The following is a 17697-nucleotide window of genomic DNA, read 5'->3' as shown; positions in this document are numbered from 1 at the left end:
GAGCGGTGGTATAGCGGCCTGGAACGGAGCGGTCAAGGCGAATGGTGACGATTTTTGAACATCGTCGATCGAACCGGCATGGCCGCTCTTTGCCGACAACTCCGCCGGCCGTTTTCCCGACCTTCGGCAAAGCCCGCCCGCATATCGCTCGTGACGTTGTGTTCGCCAAGCCTTTGCGGCTATATACCGCCATGGCAGGAAGCCGTTCGCTGTTCGGCTTGGTGCCGGTGTCGTCACAACACATCAATAAGCGACCGCCATGACCGATTTCGCCGCCGCACGCTATTTCATGGTCGAGGGACAGATCCGCCCCAACAAGGTGACGGATCAACGTCTCGTCGATGTCCTGTCGGAGCTTCCGCGCGAAGCCTTCGTTCCTTCGTCGGCGCGCGGCGTCGCTTATGTCGACGACGATCTCCCCATCGGCAAGGGCCGCTTCCTGCTGGAACCGATGGTCTTCGCCCGTATGCTGCAGGCAGCTGCCGTGCAGGAAACCGACCGCGTGCTCGACGTCGGGGCCGCCGGCGGTTACTCCACCGCGGTGCTGGGGCGGCTCGCCTCGTCGGTCGTCGGCCTGGATTGCGATGAAGAGCTGACCGCCGCCGCGGCCGCGGCGCTGGCCGGGCAGGGGATCGCCAACGCCAAGACCGTCACCGGTCCGCTGGCGGAGGGGTACGCCCAAAACGCCCCTTACGATGTGATCGTCGTCGAAGGTACCGTTCCGGAGGTGCCGGCTTCGCTGACCGGCCAGCTGGCGGAAGGCGGTCGTCTGCTCGCCATCGTCCAGGGCAAGGGCAGTGTCGGCGAGGTCCGGCTGTTCCAGCGCACCGCCGGCGTGGTGTCCAGCCGCATCCTGTTCGAGGCACAGCCGCACGCGCTGCCGGGCTTCGAAAAGAAGGCCTCCTTCGTGTTCTGACCGGATTCGCCGGTTGGACTGGTCTTGAACTGAACCGTGCAGTTTACCTCTGCGCGGTTCTGCGCTACCGTCGCCGTCGCCCTTGCACGAAAGTGAGCAACCATGGCCGCACCGTTTGAGATCGAGGTGGAAGAACTGGACCGCCGCCGCAAGGCCGGCGACGAACCGGTCGTCCTCGACGTGCGCGAACCGTGGGAGTTTGCGCTGTGCGCCATCGACGGCAGCCTGCACATCCCGATGAACGGGCTTCCCGGTCGGGTGGAGGAGCTGCCGAAGGACCGCGATGTCGTCGTCGTGTGTCACCACGGTGGCCGCAGCGCGCAGGTCACCATGTGGCTGCGTTCCAAGGGCTTCGACCGCGCCATCAACCTGGATGGCGGTGTCGATGCCTGGGCGCGCCGAATCGACCCGAACATGAAGGTCTACTGAACATGACCGTGCGAAGCCGTTTTGCGCGCCGCTGGCTGCTGGCGACGGCCCTGACCCTGACCGCCACGATGGGCACAGCAGTGACCGGCGGTGGTACGGCCCAGGCCCAGTCCCTCGAACAGGCCCTCGCCCAGGCCTATGCCAACAACCCGACGATCGGCGCCCAGCGCGCCCGCCTGCGTGCCGTCGACGAAGGCGTGCCCCAGGCGCTGTCCGGCTACCGTCCGACGGCCCGCGTGACCGCCGGCATCTCCCGCTCGACAAGCGAGAGCAAGTTCGACGGCGGTTCGACCGGCTCGGAAGCCAACGCCAAGAGCGTCGGCGTCACCGCCACCCAGCCGATCTACGACGCCACCGTCGCCCCGGCCGTCCGCCGCGCCGAGCGGCTGGTCGAGGCGCAGCGCGCCACCCTGATCGCCTCCGAACAGTCGGTCCTGCTGGCCGCCGCCCAGGCCTATCTGGATATCGTCCAGAACCAGGCCATCCTGCAGCTGCAAACCAACAACGAGCAGGTGCTGCGCCGCCAGCTGGACGCCGCCCGTGACCGCTTCCGCGTCGGCGAATACACCCGCACCGACGTCAGCCAGTCCGAGTCGCGCCTGTCGGCCGCCATCGCCTCCAAGATTTCGGCCGAAGGCACGCTGCGCGCCTCCCGCGCCACCTACGAGCGTCTGGTCGGTGCCGCTCCCGGCGAGCTGAAGGCGCCGAAACCGGCCTTCCGCCTGCCGAAGAACCTGGACGAACTGGTCGAGCTGGCGCGCGCCAACAACCCGAACGTCCTGTCCGCCTCCTACACTGAGGCGGCGCAGCGCGAGGCGGTGGACCAGCAGTACGGCCGCCTGCTGCCGTCGGTGAACCTCTCGGCCAGCGGCACCCGCACCTACGATCCGGGCCGTTCGTCCGGTATCGACCTGAACCGCTCCGACAGTGCGCAGGTCACCGCCCAGGTGACCATCCCGCTCTATCAGGCCGGCCAGCCGGAAGCCCTGGTCCGCGAAGCCAAGCAGACCGCCAACCAGGCCCGCCTGCAGATCGAGGAGTCCCGCCGTCAGGTGACCGAATCGGCGGTCAGCGCCTGGCAGGCCCTGCAAACGGCCCGCGCCAGCATCGAGTCCTACTCGGCGCAGATCAAGGCGGCCCAGATCGCCCTGGAAGGCGTCCGTCAGGAGGCGCAGGTCGGCTCGCGCACCGTGCTCGACGTGCTGAACCAGGAACAGGAACTGCTGAACGCCCGCGTCTTCCTCGTCCGTGCCCAGCACGACGAAATGGTCGCGGCCTTCAATGTACTGGCGTCCAGCGGACAGTTGACGGCGGACAGGCTGAACCTGCCGGTCCAGAAATACGACCCGACCGCGAATTACGACAAGACGCGGGGCAAGTGGTTCGGAACTTCGGTGACCGAATGAACGAAGCGGCCCGCGAAAGCGGGCCGTTTTTGTATTATGGCTTTTTTGCCAGCCCTGCCCTAGGTTTGGGGCAGGTTGACGTCTCGGGTTGCCAAGATGAGCGATAAGGGCCAGCAAGAACCTTCGATGGAGGAAATCCTCGCCTCCATCCGGCGGATCATTTCCGAGGACGGCGAGCCTGCCAAATCGGAAACTCAGGCGCCTTCGCCGCCTCCACCTCCACCACCCCCTCCGCCGCCGCCCCCGCCACCCCCTCCGCCGCCGCCCCCGCCACCCCCGATGGTGGAGGAGGACGACGACGTTCTGGAACTGACCCAGATGGTGGAGGACGAACCGGACGAGCGGCCCGACTTCGGCCAGCCCGATCCCGACCCCTGGCCGGAGGAGCCGGCCTTTCCGGAGCCGTCGCCTCCCCCTCCGCCCCCGCCGCGCTGGGACGAGCCGGAACCCGAACCGATGCCGCCGCCGCGTCCGGCCGCCCGGCGGCCGATGCCGGCCTTCGACGATTTCGAGGATGACGAGCCGCCGCCCCCGCCACGTCCGCGCCGCCGCGCGGTCGATCCGGATGCCGGGCTGATCTCCCGCCGGACGGCGGAGGATGCCTCGCACCACCTGACCCATCTGGCGCGCGAGCTGGGCGACGACCTGTCCATCGGACCGATGCCCATCGGCATCCGCACGGTGGAAGAGGTCGTGCGCGAACTGCTGAAGCCGCTGTTGAAGGAATGGCTGGACGAGAATCTGCCGACGGTGGTCGAGCGGCTGGTCCAGCAGGAGATCGACCGCATGATCCGGCGGTCGCAGAAATTCTGATCCCGCCTTTTCGATCCCTGCCCGTTTGAGCCCCGATTAAGACGTTTCTAGCGAAAGTTCGTGGTGATGTTGGAAAAGACGTACCGGCCCGCCGAGGTCGAGGAGAAGCACTACCGCCTGTGGGAAGAGTCGGGCGCCTTTGCCGCCCAGCCGCAGGGGAACGGCAATCCCTACACCATCATGATGCCGCCGCCGAACGTCACCGGCAGCCTGCACATGGGCCATGCGCTGACCTTCACCATCCAGGACGTGCTGACCCGCTACAACCGCATGCGCGGCCGCGACGCCCTGTGGCAGCCCGGCACCGACCATGCCGGCATCGCCACCCAGATGGTGGTGGAGCGCAATCTGGCGAAGGACGGCAAGACCCGCCATGATTTCGGCCGCGACGCCTTCATCGACAAGGTGTGGGAGTGGAAGGCCGAATCGGGCGGCACCATCACCCGCCAGCTGCGCCGCCTGGGCGCCTCGCCCGACTGGCCGCGCGAACGCTTCACCATGGACGAGGGGCTGAGCCGCGCCGTCCGCAAGGTGTTCGTCGAACTGCACCGCCAGGGCCTGATCTACAAGGACAAGCGGCTGGTCAACTGGGACCCGAAGCTGCACACCGCGATCTCCGACCTCGAGGTCGAGCAGAAGGAGATCAAGGGCAACCTCTGGCACTTCCGCTACCCCATCGACGGGGAAGAGGGGCGCTTCATCGTGGTTGCCACCACCCGTCCGGAAACCATGCTGGGCGATACCGGCGTGGCGGTGCATCCGGAGGATGAGCGCTACAAGGACCTGATCGGCAAGATGGTCCGCCTGCCGCTGGTCGGTCGCCTGATCCCCATCGTTGGCGACGAATATGCCGATCCGGAGACCGGGTCGGGTGCGGTGAAGATCACGCCGGCCCACGACTTCAACGACTTCGAGGTCGGGAAGCGCTGCGGGCTCGAGCAGATCAACATCATGGATCGCGATGCCCGGCTGAACGACAATGTGCCCGAGGCCTACCGCGGGCTGGATCGCTACGAGGCGCGCAAGAAAATCGTCGCCGAGCTGGAGGCGCTTGAGCTTCTGGAGAAGATCGAGCCGCACACCCACATGGTCCCGCACGGCGACCGCTCCGGCGTCGCCATCGAGCCGTGGCTGACCGACCAGTGGTATGTCGATGCCGCGACCCTGGCGAAGCCCGCCATCGAGGCGGTGGAGACCGGCAAGACGGTGTTCGTGCCCAAGCAGTGGGAGAACACCTATTTCGAATGGATGCACAACATCCAGCCCTGGTGCATCAGCCGCCAGATCTGGTGGGGCCATCAGATCCCGGCCTGGTACGGTCCGGACGGCACCTTCTTCGTCGAGGAGACCGAGGAGGAGGCCCGCGCTGCCGCGAAGGTGCATTACGGCAACGACGTCGAGCTGACGCGCGATGCCGATGTGCTCGACACGTGGTTCTCGTCGGCGCTGTGGCCCTTCTCGACGCTCGGCTGGCCGGACCAGACGCCGGAACTGGACCGCTACTATCCGACCGACGTGCTGGTGACCGGCTTCGACATCATCTTCTTCTGGGTCGCCCGGATGATGATGATGGGCCTGCATTTCATGAAGGACGTGCCCTTCCGCACCGTCTACATCCATGCCCTTGTCCGCGACGAGAAGGGCCAGAAGATGTCGAAGTCGAAGGGTAACGTCATCGACCCGCTGGAGATCATCGACCAGTACGGCACCGATGCGCTGCGCTTCACCCTGTCGGCGATGGCAACCCAAGGCCGCGACATCAAGCTGGCGGTGAACCGGGTCGAGGGCTACCGTAACTTCGCCACCAAGCTGTGGAACGCCGCCCGCTACTGCCAGATGAACGGCTGCGATCCGGTCGCCGGCTACAAGCCGGTCGGCCTGACCCAGACGGTCAACCGCTGGATCGTCGGCTCGCTGGCCGACGCGGCGAAGAAGGTCGCCGAGTCGATCGACGCCTACAAGTTCAACGAGGCCGCCGGTGCCGCCTACCAGTTCACCTGGGGCACCTTCTGCGACTGGTACATGGAGTTCACCAAGCCGATCCTCGCCGGCACCGACGAGGCGGCGAAGGCGGAAACGCGGGCGACCACCGCCTGGGTGCTCGACCAGATCCTGCACATCCTGCATCCGCTGATGCCCTTCATCACCGAAGAGTTGTGGGAGCAGCTGTCGCCGGCCCGTGCCAACCGGCTGATCTCGGCTGAATGGCCGGAGTTCGCCGCCGACAGCGTCGATCCGGCGTCGCGCGACGAGATGGATTGGGTCGTGCGTCTGATCAGCTCGGTCCGCTCCATGCGGTCGGAGATGAACGTCCCGCCGGCGGCGCAGATCGAGCTGAAGCTGAAGGATCCGAACGCGGTCAGCCTGAAGCGGCTGGACACCCACCGCGACCTGATCCTGCGCATGGCGCGCCTGTCCAGCGTCGAGCCGCTCCAGGGCGATGTACCGAAGAGCAGCGTCCAGGCGGTGCTGGACGAGACGACGCTGGTTCTGCCGCTGGAAGGCATCGTCGATCTCGACAAGGAGAAGGCGCGCCTGTCCAAGGAGATCGACAAGCTGGCCGGCGAGATCAAGAAGATCGACGCCAAGCTGTCGAACGAGCAGTTCGTCGCCAAGGCTCCGGGAGAGGTGATCGAGGAGCAGCGCGACCGCCGCGAGGCCGCCGATCAGGCCCGCGACAAGCTGCAGAAGGCGCTGGAGATGCTGGCCGGGTGAGGTGTGGGGGAGGGGGCTCGGTTACGCCTCCTCCCCATCCGTCCGCTACAGCGTGAAGATCGCCAGCAGCACGAGCACGGCGATGACCCCGGCGATGCTGAGCTTCATGAATTTGGTGAAGGCGATCCAGGTCGCCTGATGCGAGCGGACGGTCTCTGCACTGACCGGGTTCGGACTCACGGCCGCCATATCGATCAATCCTCCAACAGTTTCTTTTGCCCGCAAATTTTGACGCGGGCGCGCAGAAACGCAACAGATTCCGAGTGGAACCGTCAACCATGCCGGAAGGGTGGTGATCGGAAGGGGCCGGAGCCTAGAGCGGCTGGTTCAGCGGCGGGTTAACCAGGGCCGCAAGCTCCGAAGCCGGACCGTCGATCCGCACCAGATCGCCATCGACTCGGGCGCGGCCTTCGGCGATCAGGCGGACGGCGTGCGGGTAGAGCCGGTGTTCCGACAAAAGGACGCGGTCGGCTAGGCTGTGGCCGTCGTCGCCCGGCAGGACCGGCACCGCCGCCTGGGCGATGATCGGACCCTCGTCCATTTCCGGACGTACATAATGGACGGTGCAGCCATGGAAGCGGACGCCGGCGGCCAGCGCCCGCTCATGGGTGTCCAGCCCCTTGAAGGAGGGCAGCAGGGACGGGTGGATGTTGATGAGCGCATTGTGCCATTGCCCGACGAACCAGGGCGACAGCAGGCGCATGAAGCCGGCAAGGCAGACCAGCTCGACACCGGCCTCACGCAGAGCGGCATCCATCGCCGCCTCGAAGGCCGGTTTGTCGCCGGGATAGCCGCGGTGGTCGACCACCGCGGTGGCGATCCCGGCGCCGGAGGCACGCTCAAGGCCGAAGGCATCGGCCTTGTTGGACAGCACCAGCGCGATCTCGGCCGGGAAACCCGGCGCGGCGCAGGCGTCGATCAACGCCTGCAGATTGCTGCCGCGCCCCGAGATCAGGACGCCGAGCTTCAACTTGCTCATCAACGAATCCTTAGGCGTCCCTTACGCGGTCCAGGCCGCGTCCATGCCAGTGACGGTCACGCGGGCATCGCCGTCCTTCAGGGCGGTGACGGTGCCGATGGTGAAGACCGTCTCGCCGCCTTCGCGCAGGATGTCGATGGCCTCGGCCGCCTTGTCGGCCGGAACCACGACGACCATGCCGAGGCCGACGTTGAAGGTGCGCGCCATCTCGTACGGAGCGATGCCGCCGGTCTTCATCAACCAGGAGAAGACGGGGGGCAGGGTCCAGGTCGAAGCGTCGAGAACGACACCCAGCCCGTCCGGCAGGACACGCGGAATGTTCTCGATCAAGCCGCCGCCGGTGATGTGGGCCATGGCACGGACCGTGCCGGCGCGCACCGCCTTCAGCGTGCTCTTCACATAGATGCGGGTCGGGGTCAGCAGGGCTTCGCCCAGCGTCTTCGAGGCATCCCACGGGCAGGCGGAGTCGTAGCCGAGGCCCGACTTCTCGACCAGCTTGCGAACCAGCGAATAGCCGTTGGAATGCACGCCGGTGGAGGCGAGGCCGAGGACCACGTCGCCCGCCTGGACGGCGGAACCCGTCAGGGCGTGCTGGCGTTCCACCGCGCCGACGGAGAAGCCGGCGAGATCGTAATCGCCCTCCGAATACATGCCGGGCATCTCGGCGGTCTCGCCGCCAACCAGCGCGCAGCCGGCCTGACGGCAGCCTTCGGCGATGCCGGCGACGATGTCGCGGCCGGCGGCCACGTCGAGCTTGCCGGTGGCGTAGTAATCCAGGAACAGCAGAGGCTCGGCGCCCTGCACCACCAGATCGTTGACGCACATGGCGACGAGATCGATGCCGACCGTGTCGTGACGGTTGGCGAGAATCGCCACCTTCAGCTTGGTGCCGACGCCATCGGTCGTCGCCACCAGAAGCGGATCCTGGTAGCCGGCGGCGCGCAGATCGAACAGCGCGCCGAAACCGCCCAGGCCCGCGTCGGAGCCTGAACGCGCGGTGGAGCGGGCAAGCGGCTTGATCGCTTCGACAAGCGCGTTGCCCGCATCGATGTCCACACCGGCCTGCTTGTAGGCGTCGGACATGTTATAGGACTGGGTGCTGATGGTATCCTCGCTTGGGCTGAGCTATATACCGGGCCTTGGGCTCGGGCCGAACATACTCGAATCGGAAGGCTTTGCAATGCTCCACCGCCGCCGCGCGCCGCTCCTCGCCGGTCTTGCTGCCATGTCCACCGCTCTGGTCGTTACGATGACCGGGCCGGCCGGGGCGCAGACCGGTTCCCCGCCGCCGGCCGCCACCTCCGCCGCCACCTCCGCTGCCGCCGCCCCGTCTGCTGCAGACCCCTTTGCGGTGTCCGGCGTCCGGGTCGACATCAACGGCAGCAATCCGACCACTGTGCGCGATCAGGCGATCCGCGAGGCGCAGGCCAAGGCCTGGGTGGAGCTGTACCGCCGGCTCGTTCCCGGCGGCGGCAACCCTCCGCGCCTGTCCGACGGCGAGATCGCCAAGCTGGTCCAGGGCTTCGAGATCGACGAGGAGAAGGTGTCGGCAAGCCGCTATGTCGGCGCCATCACCGTGCGGTTCCGGCCCAATGCGGTGCGCGATGCCCTCGGTCAGAGCGGCGGTGCCGCCCAGTATGTGGAGCCGCCGTCGCGGCCCTTCGTCATCCTGCCGGTGACGCTGACCGACGGGCGCACCATCCTGTGGCAGGACCGCACCCCCTGGCGCGCGGCCTGGGAGGCGCGGCAGCCCGCCGCCTCGCTGGTGCCGCTGGTGGTGCCGGATGGCGAACTGTCCGATGCCCAGGCGATCAGCGGCGAGGACGCCGTCGCCGGCAATGCCGACGCGCTCGCCCGCATCGCCCAGGCCTACAAGGCGGGCGGAGTCGTTGTCGCCCGCACCGATCTTCCGGCCAACGGCCCCGATCCGGCCCGCGGCCTGACGGTCGACGTCACCCGTTACGGGCTCGACGGCACGCGCGAGAACCAGACGGTGCAGGTGAAGGGCGGCGGCAGCGCCGACGAGCTGCTGAACCGTGCCGTTGCGTCGGTCGGCACCCAGGTCGACGATTCGTGGAAGCGCGAGCACACCACCGCCACCGGTCCGGAGCAGAACACCCTCGTCCGAGTGCCGCTGACCGCGGTGAACGACTGGGTGGAAACGCGCAAGCGGCTGTCCGCCGCCAATGCGGTGACCCGCAACACCCTGATGTCGATCACCCGCAGCGAGGCGCTGATCACCCTGACCTATCGCGGTGCGCCCGAACAGCTGGCCCAGGCGCTCGCCCGACAGGATCTGGGGTTCACGCATGCCGCGCCGCCCGTCGCCGCCCCTGTTGCCGCCGGTTACCCCGCGCTGCCTGTTCCGTCGGCTGACTGGCAGCTGACGCTGCTGCCGCGCGGGTCGGGTGCCGCGTCGGCCGGTGCCGTTCCGTCCGCCGCCGCGCCGATGGCCTCCCCGACATCGCTGGCGCCGTCGGCGCCGATGGATGCGGGTGCCGTGGGCACGATGGGCGCGCCGCCGCGCAACCTGGGAACGCTGCCGGCGAAGAGCGCACCGTGAGCGTACCCAACATCATCACGTTCCTGCGCATCGTGGCGGTTCCGGCCGCGATGTACATGATCCTCACCGGCAGGATGGAGTGGGCCTTCGCCCTCTTCGTCGCCGCCGGTCTGTCCGATGCGCTGGACGGCGCCATCGCCCGCATGTTCCGCGCGCGTACGGTGCTGGGCGGCTATCTCGATCCGCTGGCCGACAAGGCTCTGATCGTCGGGGTGTACATCGCCCTGGCCTGGGTCGGCACCATCCCGTTGTGGCTGGCGATGATGGTGGTGTTCCGCGACATCATGATCATCGGTGGCGTCATCCTGCTGTTCACGCTGAAGGAGACGCTGGCGATGCAGCCGCTCTACATCAGCAAGGTGAACACGGTGGTGCAGATCGCGCTGGCCGCCGCCGTTCTGGCGCCGCCGGCACTGGGGCTGCCGGACATCCACCTGTATGGCTGGGAGCTGGTCGAGGTGCTGGTGTACGTCTGCACGGTGACGACGGTGCTGTCCGGTGTGCTGTACGCCCGGCGGGGCGCTCTCCTGTTCAACCGGCTCGGCGGCGTTCCGTGACGCCGGCCAAGCAGCTCCGCTTCTGGCTGATCGGCTTGGGGCTGTTCGTGCTGGCGCTGTGGCTGCTGGCCGACATGCTGCTGCCCTTCGTGGTCGGGCTGGCCATCGCCTATCTGCTCGACCCCGCGGTCGACAGGCTGGAGGCGGCGGGGCTGCCGCGCTGGCTCGGCACCACGCTGGTGCTGCTGGGCTTCGTGCTGGTCATGGTGCTGATGGCGCTGCTTCTGCTGCCGCTGGTGCAGGGGCAGGTCTCCCATCTGCTGGAGGTGCTGCCGAACTATGCGACCCTGGCGAAGGAACGGCTGATCCCGGCGCTGAACCGCTTCATCCACCGCTTGCCGGCCGACGATGTCGAGCGGCTGCGCGCTGCCGCCGGCAATTATGCCGGTGAGGTGGCGGGGCTGGTCGGCCGTGTCGTCACCCGCATCCTGTCGGGCGGGCTGGCGCTGTTCGACATCGTCACGCTGATGTTCATCACCCCTGTCGTCGCCTTCTATATGATGCGCGACTGGGACCTGATGGTGGGGAAGGTCGATTCGTGGCTGCCGCGCCAGCATGCCGAGACGGTGCGCGAGCAGGCGCGAGAGGTGAACGTCACCCTGTCCGGTTTCGTGCGGGGGCAGGCGACGGTCTGCGTCGTGCTGGGCGTCTTCTATGCACTGGCGCTGTCGGCGGCGGGGCTGGATTTCGGGCTGGTGATCGGCCTGATGGCCGGGCTCCTGTCCTTCATCCCCTATGTCGGCACTCTGTTCGGCTTCGTCGCCAGCACCGGCCTTGCCCTGTTGCAATTCGACGAGTTCTGGCGCGTCGCCATCGTCATCGGCATCTTCCTGTTCGGGCAGGCGGTGGAGGGCAATGTCCTGACGCCGAAGCTGGTGGGCGACAAGGTCGGGCTGCATGCGGTGTGGGTGATGTTCGCCCTGCTGGCGGGCGGCAGCCTGTTCGGATTCGTCGGCGTGCTGCTGGCGGTTCCGGTCGCCGCGGTGATCGGCGTGTTGACCCGCTTCGCCTTGCGACAGTATCTCTCGAGCCCGTACTACCGCGGCACCGACGCGGAACGCTGATGGGTGTGTCCGCATGAGCTTGCCGGCGCAGATACCGCTCGATCTCGGGCACCGGACGGCGATGGGTTGCGAGGATTTCCTCGTCGCACCCAGCAACGCCGATGCCGTGGCGTGGCTGGACCGCTGGCCGTCCTGGCCCGCCCCCGCTCTGACGCTGTACGGACCCGCCGGCTGCGGCAAGACCCACCTGTCCCAGGTCTGGCGCGCCCGCAGCCATGCCCTGGTGACCCGCGGCGATGCCCTCGAGTCGGCAACGGTGCCGTCCCTGCTGGCCCCCGCCAACGCGGTGGTCGTCGAGGATGCCGACATGGTTGCCGGAAAGCCGGAGCGGGAACAGGCTTTGTTCCATCTCTACAACCTCGCCCGCGAGCAGCGGGGCCATCTTCTGCTGCTGTCGCGCAAGGCGCCGTCGCACTGGCGGACGAAGCTTCCCGACCTGCGGTCGCGCATCAAGGGCGCGCCGGCTGTCGAGGTCCGGCCGCCCGACGACGCGCTGCTCGCCGCGGTTCTGGTCAAGTTGTTCGCCGACCGCCAGTTGCGGCCGGGGATGGAGGTCATCACCTATCTGCTGGCGCGGATGGAGCGGTCGCTCGATTTCGCCCGCCGTCTGGTGGCGGCGCTGGACCATGCGTCGCTGGCCGCCCATCGTGGCGTGACCGTGCCGTTGGCCCGGGAAGTCCTTTCGGAACTGCAACGGACGGAACCGCAACGATCCGGTTCCAAAACGATCCTCTGATACCGACAAGGGAAGAGACGACCATGGATTTGGGTATTGCCGGCCGCCGCGCCATCGTCTGCGCCGCCAGCAAGGGGCTGGGCCGCGCCTGCGCCTTCGCGCTGGCCCGCGAGGGCGTGCATGTCACCCTGACCGCCCGCAACGCCGATGCACTGGAGGCGACCGCCGACGAGATCCGCAAGGCGACCGGCGTCACCGTCACCACCGCCGCCGGAGACATCTCGACGGAGGAGGGGCGGGCCGCGGCGCTCGCCGCCTGCCCGGAGCCGGACATCCTGATCAACAATGCCGGCGGCCCGCCGCCGGGCGACTTCCACGACTGGGACCGCGAGGATTGGATCCGCGCGCTGGACGCCAACATGCTGACGCCGATCTTTCTGATCAAGGCGACGGTGGACGGCATGATGTCCCGGGGGTTCGGCCGGATCGTCAACATCACCTCGGCCGCGGTGAAGGCGCCGATCCCGATTCTGGGCCTGTCGAACGGTGCCCGCACCGGTCTGACCGGCTTCGTCGCCGGCCTGTCGCGCCAGACGGTGAAGCACAACGTCACCATCAACAACCTGCTGCCCGGCCCCTTCGAGACCGACCGCCTGCGCAAGACGATGGAAGGCGGTGCCAAGGCCGGCGGACGCAGCATCGACGAAGAGATGGAACTGCGCCGCAAGTCGAATCCCTCCGGCCGATTCGGCGATCCGGAGGAATTCGGGGCTGCCTGTGCCTTTCTTTGTGCCGCAAGCTCCGGTTTCATGACCGGGCAGAACATCCTTTTGGATGGCGGAGCCTTCCCCGGCACGATGTAACCTGCGGTATCGGGAGACGGGCCGCCGCCGCGTCTCAAGTTTGTCTCTCCAATTCGCAATAAAATCCGCCCATCGTCACAGGCCATTAAGAAACGGCGACGGGAAGGGGTGCTCCAGCATCGGCTTGGGCGCCGCTTCTCCGGTCCGCCGGTCGGCAAAACGCGGCAGTGCCGCGGCGACCGGACAACGGCTTTTGCGAGCCACTGGCACAGGAACGATGAGCATGCAGCAGAGTGTGGCGGCCCCCGCGGTCTACACCGACCTTGGCCGCGTCATGGAGAGCATCACCCGGCGCTTCCTTGACGTGCTTCGGATGGAACTGGCCCGCATCGGCGTGACCGACCTCAGCCCGACACAGGCGCTGATGCTGCTGCACATAGGCACCGAGGAACTGTCGGTCCGCGACCTGCTGGAGCGCGGCTATTATCTGGGCTCCAACGCGTCCTACAATCTGAAGCATCTGGTGGAGGCGGGCTATGTCGACCGTAGCCCGTCCCAGCGTGACCGGCGGGCAGCCCGCCTCAAGCTGTCCGCCCAGGGGCTTGCCACCTGCGAGGCGCTGAAAAAGCTGGAAGCGACGCGCGCCGACACCCTGCTGCGCACCGACAGCGACGGTGCCGACTTCGAAACCACCTATCGCACGCTGCGCCGGCTGGAACGCGCCTGGACCGACCTGATCCGCTACGACGACGCCGATCCGGCCTGACAGATTCCTGCATTCGACACGTAACTTTCTACCTCCTGTTCGTTCGATCTGTGTCCGGAATGGAACACCTGAGTCCGGAACGGGAACATAGACGGAACTAGCTGGTTGCCGTTCTTTGTTCGTTCTGGTAGCTCTATCAGAACAAGACGAGAACAATGGAGGTTGGCATGTCGGTTCTGGCTTTCCTGCGTGAATGCATGACCCTCGCCTTTTTCCTGGCGGTGCTCTACGGCTGGGCCACGGTCGGGCCGATTCTGATCGGCTGAGGATGGCCGGGATGCGCCCAGGGGTTTCGGGGGCGCATCCCTTCGAAAGAGGTCCCCAAAGGGGGAATGCCGCGTCGGTATTATATCCGAAATCCCAGCCCACCCCGGCCGGCGCAGCGCTTACATCGGGAACACGCGGACCCGTCCCTGGCCCATTCGAGAAGCCGAAAGGGGGGCGGTTCCGCGAACGCCGACAACGCGTGGGGATTGGGACGGATGCGGAATTTCTTTCGAAAGCGTCGTTCGGCCGCTGTGGCCGACGAGCGCATGCCGGCTGCCGGTGGCGGCCTTGGTAATCCGGGCATCACCGGTGGCGGCCTTGGTTCGAATCCGCTGACCGGCGGACCGGGCATGGGTGGTCCTGGCATGGGCGGTCCCGGCGTCGCGGGGCCTGGGATGGGCAATGCCGGGGCCGGTGGCTTTTCCAATGGACCTGGATTCGCCCGGCCCGGTGGGGCTCACCTGCGTCCGGTGGACGGCAACATGGGTGGTGGCATCGGCGCCGGCATCGGCGGCCGTGCCGGATTCGAAGCGATGCGCGGTCCGGCCGCGCCGCGGCTGCCCGATATCATCGACAACGAGGCCACCGGCGACCGCCGCGGCCACATGTTCCCGCAGCCGGGCGGCCAGGATGCCGAGGGCGAGCACGACCTGCCGCGCTTTACGATGTCCGTCAACGGCGGCTATCGCGGCGGCATGGGCGCCAATGCGCCGGCCATGCTGAAGGGCCTGACGCCGGAGCTGAACGGCCTTCTGCGCGAAGCCTTCACGCCGACCCGGCCGAAGCAGCAGCTGAACGGCCTGTTCATCGGCCGCAACGACACGCTGCGCCGCATCATCTCGGCCATCGAAGAGGAGCGGGCGCACGTCATCCTCTATGGCGACCGCGGCCGCGGAAAGACCTCCGTCGCCAATGCGATCGAAAAGATCGCGGGGCAGGCGGGCTATCTGTCGCTGAAGCTGACCTGCAGCGGCGAACTGAGTTTCGAGGACATCTTCAGGCACTTCCTGAAGAAGATCCCGTCGACCTATTACCGTTCCGCGCTCGACAATCCGTTCGCGGCGCGGCGCAACTTCGCCAGCCTGAACGAGCTGCTGCCGGACGGCACCTTCAGCGTCACCGAGCTGAACGAGGTTCTGTCGGGCATCCACGCCACCCATGTGCTGCTGATCCTGGACGAGTACGACCGCGTCCAGGACGAGGATTTCCGCAACAAGCTGGCGGAGCTGTTCAAGAACCTGACCGACAGCTCGATCCCGGTCACCCTGCTGGTGGTCGGCGTCGCTGAGAATCTCGACCAGCTGCTGGGCAAGCATCCGTCGATCCAGCGCTCGCTGGTTCCGGTGCATCTTCCGCTGATGACCGATCAGGAGATCGGCCGGCTGATCCAGGCCGGTGCGCAGAATGCCGGCATCGAGTTCGCCCCCGACGTGGTGCGGCGGATCGCGGAGTTCGTGCGTGGCCTGCCCTATTACGCCCAGCTTCTCGGCCTTCATGCGGCGCGCAGCGCCGTCAGCCGGGGAAGCAAGCTGGTGGAGCGGCCGGATCTGGCCTATGCCGTCGCCCGCTGCCTGCAGGAGGCCGAGCGCGGCATTGTCGAGAGCTACGCCCGTGCGCTGGCTGCCGACCGTCGGGCCGAGCTGGAGGACGCGCTGCTGGCTGCGGCGCTGTGCCCGGCCGATGCCTATGGCGTGTTCGATCCCAACGATCTGGCTGGTGACAGCGGAGAATTGCCGAGCGCCTCGACGCTCGACCTGCTGAAGCGCCTGACGCGGGAGGACCATGGCGGCGTCCTGGCCCCGGTGGTCGAGCCGGGACTGGAGCGCTACCGCTTCCGCAACCAGATGATGCGCCAATATGTCCTGATGCGTCAGGCCAGCGAGCGCGGCCAGATCTGATCCATCCCCGATCAGGCCGTCCTTCGGCCCTTCCCCGGCGACGGGGGAGGGCCACTCTTTCATGGTGGACCCTTTTGCACAGCGGGTCTCTTGGCAGGCGGTGGGGCGTTACAGGAACGCCGCCCGCCGCTGGCCGCTCGCCTTCTGCCATGCCCATTCGACCACGACGCTCAGCAGCCGCTCCAGCGACGGCTTCACCTCTGCCGCCAGCGCCGGGCGGAAGTGATAAGGGGAGTCCTCGTCCATATAGGTGGACTGGGTCAGTTCGAGCTGGATGGCGTGGATGTTCTCTTCCGGCTGGCCATAGCTGCGGATGATGAAACCGCCGCGCAGGCGGCCGTTCAGCGCGGCTGAATAGCGCTCCGATGCCGAAAGCACGTTCATCAGCCGGACGACCAGCGGCTGGGCGGCGCTGCTGCCGTCGCCGGTGCCCAGGTTGAAGTCGGGCAGGGTGCCGTCGAAGAAGCGCGGAACCGTGCTGCGCACCGAATGGGCATCGAACAGGATTGCTACGCCATAGCGGTCGCGCAAGGCGCGCAACTCGCTGCGCATCTGCTCATGATAGGGGCGCCAATAGGCGCCGACCCGCCGTTCGATCTCCGCACGGTCGGGCTCCAGTCCCGGTCGATAGATCGGGGCGCGGTCGAATGTCGTCAGGGGGCAGATTTCGGTGGGGGCCTGCCCCGGCTGCGGCACGATGCCGTCGGGATCGCGGTTGAGGTCCACCACATAACGCGAGCACAGGGCAGTCAGGAAACCGATTCCGAGCGCGGGGGCGAAGTGGTACAACCGGTCCAGATGGCGGTCGACGTCGGGCTGCACCAGTCCCTCCGGCGTCATCGCTGCGGCGATGTCCGGCGGAATCATGGTCCCGACATGCGGAATGCTGAGCAGGACCGGGGTTTCGCCCGGCTGGAAGCGGAAGGTTTCCATGGCTCGTCTCGTCATCGGAACGGCTTGCGCCGCACTGTGTGCAGTGCGGCAGGGGCAGCGGTGGGACTATGACGGGCGGTGCCGCACCCCGTCAAACAGATTGCGTTTTTTTGAAAGAGTGAGGATGCCGGGTTGGTGGAAACCTATCCTTACGCGTTCCATTTCCTGCTGCGCCCGGCAGAATTGCCGGTTGACCTTGAACTTCGCTTGCCGGAGACTTTCGCGCAATCGGCGACCGCCCAACAGAAGGCGTCGCCCCGCACCGGACACAGCTGTTCCTCGGATAGTTCCCAGGCGACCGGACAAAAGACTTCGACAACACACGGCGCCCCGATTTCGCAGCCCCGGTGACGAAGCAACGCAGCAGGGGAGAAGCGACCATGACCACCGCCACCCGTCTTGGCACGGCCATGCCCGGCCGGCGCCAGATTTTGTTGCCGCTTGCGCTCGCCCCCGTCGCCGGCTGGGCCGTTTGGGCTGCCGGAACGCCGGAGGCGCCGAGCCACCCCGCCGGCCCCTTTCATCTGCCGCTGGACGAGTCCACGGCGATCTGGCGCGACCTGGGCGCCGTGCGGATGGGCGGTCTGGCCGGCGATCCGCAATTTCCGGTGAAGGTGTCGGCGTTGGACGGCCGGCCGGTCACCGTGCGCGGCTTCATGGTGCCGCTGACCGACGGCGCCACCCACAACCGCTTCATCCTGTCGGCCAATCCGATGGGCTGTCCCGCCTGCGAAAGCCCCGGACCGGCAACCATGATGCATGTCCACACCGCCATCGCCCTGCCGGCGACGCGGGAACCGCTGACCCTGACCGGAACCTTGCGGCTGCGCCCGCAGGAGGGATTGTTCTATCGCCTGGACCGCGCCGAGCAGCGCTGGGCCTGAGCCACGCGGCCGATTTCCGTCAGGGGCG

General features: G+C 67.3%; 18 protein-coding genes. 14 read left to right on the top strand and 4 right to left on the bottom strand.

Going from position 1 to position 17697, the window contains the following annotated elements; genetic code table 11:
* Nucleotides 1-41: 41 nt before the first annotated feature.
* The 6 genes from VH569_RS26665 (at nucleotide 42) to VH569_RS26640 (ending at nucleotide 6279) form a co-directional block, all read left to right on the top strand.
* Nucleotides 42-263 carry a hypothetical protein gene (locus tag VH569_RS26665; protein WP_377809259.1) on the top strand — a complete coding sequence of 74 codons (222 nt, stop codon included), beginning with the start codon at nucleotides 42-44 and terminating at the stop codon, nucleotides 261-263.
* Entirely contained in the window at nucleotides 260-916 is a 657-nt protein-coding gene (locus VH569_RS26660) for a protein-L-isoaspartate O-methyltransferase family protein (RefSeq protein WP_098739753.1), read from the top strand. Before VH569_RS26665 ends, VH569_RS26660 begins: the two co-directional genes overlap by 4 nt.
* Nucleotides 917-1018: 102 nt before the next feature.
* On the top strand, nucleotides 1019-1345 hold the full coding sequence (locus VH569_RS26655) for a rhodanese-like domain-containing protein (protein ID WP_098739752.1): 327 nt from the start codon (nucleotides 1019-1021) through the stop codon (nucleotides 1343-1345).
* Between the two features lie 2 nt (nucleotides 1346-1347).
* Entirely contained in the window at nucleotides 1348-2751 is a 1404-nt protein-coding gene (locus tag VH569_RS26650) for a TolC family outer membrane protein (protein WP_098739751.1), read from the top strand.
* A 279-nt stretch (nucleotides 2752-3030) separates the two neighbouring features.
* Entirely contained in the window at nucleotides 3031-3564 is a 534-nt protein-coding gene (locus tag VH569_RS26645) for a DUF2497 domain-containing protein (RefSeq protein WP_423319291.1), read from the top strand.
* Between the two features lie 66 nt (nucleotides 3565-3630).
* Nucleotides 3631-6279 carry a valine--tRNA ligase gene (locus tag VH569_RS26640; protein ID WP_423319290.1) on the top strand — a complete coding sequence of 883 codons (2649 nt, stop codon included), beginning with the start codon at nucleotides 3631-3633 and terminating at the stop codon, nucleotides 6277-6279.
* A 45-nt stretch (nucleotides 6280-6324) separates the two neighbouring features.
* Here the strand turns inward: VH569_RS26640 and VH569_RS26635 are convergent, their stop codons facing one another.
* The 3 genes from VH569_RS26635 to purM all read right to left on the bottom strand — a co-directional run bounded on the left by VH569_RS26635 (nucleotide 6325) and on the right by purM (nucleotide 8341).
* The gene (locus VH569_RS26635) at nucleotides 6325-6468 is read right to left on the bottom strand and encodes an aa3-type cytochrome c oxidase subunit IV (protein ID WP_109051686.1); all 144 of its coding nucleotides are present in this window, start codon (nucleotides 6466-6468) and stop codon (nucleotides 6325-6327) included.
* A 124-nt stretch (nucleotides 6469-6592) separates the two neighbouring features.
* A complete protein-coding gene (gene purN / locus VH569_RS26630; RefSeq protein WP_423319287.1) occupies nucleotides 6593-7258 on the bottom strand; it encodes a phosphoribosylglycinamide formyltransferase in 666 nt (221 codons plus the stop codon).
* 21 nt (nucleotides 7259-7279) lie between these two features.
* Nucleotides 7280-8341 carry a phosphoribosylformylglycinamidine cyclo-ligase gene (gene purM / locus VH569_RS26625; RefSeq protein ID WP_423319285.1) on the bottom strand — a complete coding sequence of 354 codons (1062 nt, stop codon included), beginning with the start codon at nucleotides 8339-8341 and terminating at the stop codon, nucleotides 7280-7282.
* A gap of 142 nt (nucleotides 8342-8483) precedes the next feature.
* Between purM and VH569_RS26620 the strand changes: the two genes are divergently transcribed.
* From VH569_RS26620 to VH569_RS26590, 7 genes are all read left to right on the top strand, one after another.
* Nucleotides 8484-9821, top strand: coding sequence for a DUF2066 domain-containing protein (locus VH569_RS26620; RefSeq protein ID WP_423319283.1), 1338 nt, complete (start codon nucleotides 8484-8486; stop codon nucleotides 9819-9821).
* Complete coding sequence (locus VH569_RS26615) at nucleotides 9818-10378, top strand: CDP-alcohol phosphatidyltransferase family protein (protein ID WP_109051690.1); 561 nt, start codon at nucleotides 9818-9820, stop codon at nucleotides 10376-10378. Before VH569_RS26620 ends, VH569_RS26615 begins: the two co-directional genes overlap by 4 nt.
* Nucleotides 10375-11442, top strand: a complete 1068-nt coding sequence (locus tag VH569_RS26610) for an AI-2E family transporter (protein WP_395459596.1) — start codon at nucleotides 10375-10377, stop codon at nucleotides 11440-11442. Before VH569_RS26615 ends, VH569_RS26610 begins: the two co-directional genes overlap by 4 nt.
* Nucleotides 11443-11455: 13 nt before the next feature.
* Nucleotides 11456-12178 carry an HdaA/DnaA family protein gene (locus VH569_RS26605; RefSeq protein ID WP_377809267.1) on the top strand — a complete coding sequence of 241 codons (723 nt, stop codon included), beginning with the start codon at nucleotides 11456-11458 and terminating at the stop codon, nucleotides 12176-12178.
* A 23-nt stretch (nucleotides 12179-12201) separates the two neighbouring features.
* Nucleotides 12202-12981: an SDR family oxidoreductase gene (locus VH569_RS26600; protein WP_423319280.1), complete on the top strand. Its 780-nt coding sequence runs from the start codon at nucleotides 12202-12204 to the stop codon at nucleotides 12979-12981.
* A gap of 217 nt (nucleotides 12982-13198) precedes the next feature.
* Nucleotides 13199-13687 (top strand): MarR family winged helix-turn-helix transcriptional regulator, encoded by a 489-nt coding sequence (locus VH569_RS26595; protein ID WP_109051694.1) that lies wholly within the window; start codon nucleotides 13199-13201, stop codon nucleotides 13685-13687.
* 749 nt (nucleotides 13688-14436) lie between these two features.
* Nucleotides 14437-15852, top strand: coding sequence for an ATP-binding protein (locus tag VH569_RS26590; protein ID WP_423319278.1), 1416 nt, complete (start codon nucleotides 14437-14439; stop codon nucleotides 15850-15852).
* A gap of 108 nt (nucleotides 15853-15960) precedes the next feature.
* On the opposite strand, the gene hutG is transcribed toward VH569_RS26590, so the two are convergent.
* A complete protein-coding gene (hutG, locus tag VH569_RS26585; protein WP_423319276.1) occupies nucleotides 15961-16785 on the bottom strand; it encodes an N-formylglutamate deformylase in 825 nt (274 codons plus the stop codon).
* 380 nt (nucleotides 16786-17165) lie between these two features.
* Here hutG and VH569_RS26580 point away from each other — a divergent pair, with 380 nt between their 5' ends.
* Nucleotides 17166-17669, top strand: coding sequence for a hypothetical protein (locus VH569_RS26580; protein ID WP_423319274.1), 504 nt, complete (start codon nucleotides 17166-17168; stop codon nucleotides 17667-17669).
* The last annotated feature ends 28 nt before the right edge of the window (nucleotides 17670-17697 follow it).

This window comes from Azospirillum sp. 11R-A, assembly GCF_049472615.1.
GTDB classification, from domain to species: domain Bacteria; phylum Pseudomonadota; class Alphaproteobacteria; order Azospirillales; family Azospirillaceae; genus Azospirillum; species Azospirillum palustre.
The sequence above is the reverse complement of the archived record's forward strand: the minus strand, read 5'-3'. Positions and strand labels throughout refer to the sequence as shown.

Coding starts and splice junctions, on each gene's coding strand:
- VH569_RS26640 (WP_423319290.1), top strand. CDS start 3,631: ATGTTGGAAAAGACGTACCGGCCCGCCGAGGTCGAGGAGAAGCACTAC.
- VH569_RS26655 (WP_098739752.1), top strand. CDS start 1,019: ATGGCCGCACCGTTTGAGATCGAGGTGGAAGAACTGGACCGCCGCCGC.
- VH569_RS26600 (WP_423319280.1), top strand. CDS start 12,202: ATGGATTTGGGTATTGCCGGCCGCCGCGCCATCGTCTGCGCCGCCAGC.
- VH569_RS26580 (WP_423319274.1), top strand. CDS start 17,166: ATGACCACCGCCACCCGTCTTGGCACGGCCATGCCCGGCCGGCGCCAG.
- VH569_RS26650 (WP_098739751.1), top strand. CDS start 1,348: ATGACCGTGCGAAGCCGTTTTGCGCGCCGCTGGCTGCTGGCGACGGCC.
- VH569_RS26605 (WP_377809267.1), top strand. CDS start 11,456: ATGAGCTTGCCGGCGCAGATACCGCTCGATCTCGGGCACCGGACGGCG.
- VH569_RS26595 (WP_109051694.1), top strand. CDS start 13,199: ATGAGCATGCAGCAGAGTGTGGCGGCCCCCGCGGTCTACACCGACCTT.
- hutG (WP_423319276.1), bottom strand. CDS start 16,785: ATGGAAACCTTCCGCTTCCAGCCGGGCGAAACCCCGGTCCTGCTCAGC.
- VH569_RS26645 (WP_423319291.1), top strand. CDS start 3,031: ATGGTGGAGGAGGACGACGACGTTCTGGAACTGACCCAGATGGTGGAG.
- VH569_RS26660 (WP_098739753.1), top strand. CDS start 260: ATGACCGATTTCGCCGCCGCACGCTATTTCATGGTCGAGGGACAGATC.
- VH569_RS26665 (WP_377809259.1), top strand. CDS start 42: ATGGTGACGATTTTTGAACATCGTCGATCGAACCGGCATGGCCGCTCT.
- purM (WP_423319285.1), bottom strand. CDS start 8,341: ATGTCCGACGCCTACAAGCAGGCCGGTGTGGACATCGATGCGGGCAAC.
- VH569_RS26590 (WP_423319278.1), top strand. CDS start 14,437: ATGGGTGGTGGCATCGGCGCCGGCATCGGCGGCCGTGCCGGATTCGAA.
- VH569_RS26620 (WP_423319283.1), top strand. CDS start 8,484: ATGTCCACCGCTCTGGTCGTTACGATGACCGGGCCGGCCGGGGCGCAG.
- purN (WP_423319287.1), bottom strand. CDS start 7,258: ATGAGCAAGTTGAAGCTCGGCGTCCTGATCTCGGGGCGCGGCAGCAAT.
- VH569_RS26635 (WP_109051686.1), bottom strand. CDS start 6,468: ATGGCGGCCGTGAGTCCGAACCCGGTCAGTGCAGAGACCGTCCGCTCG.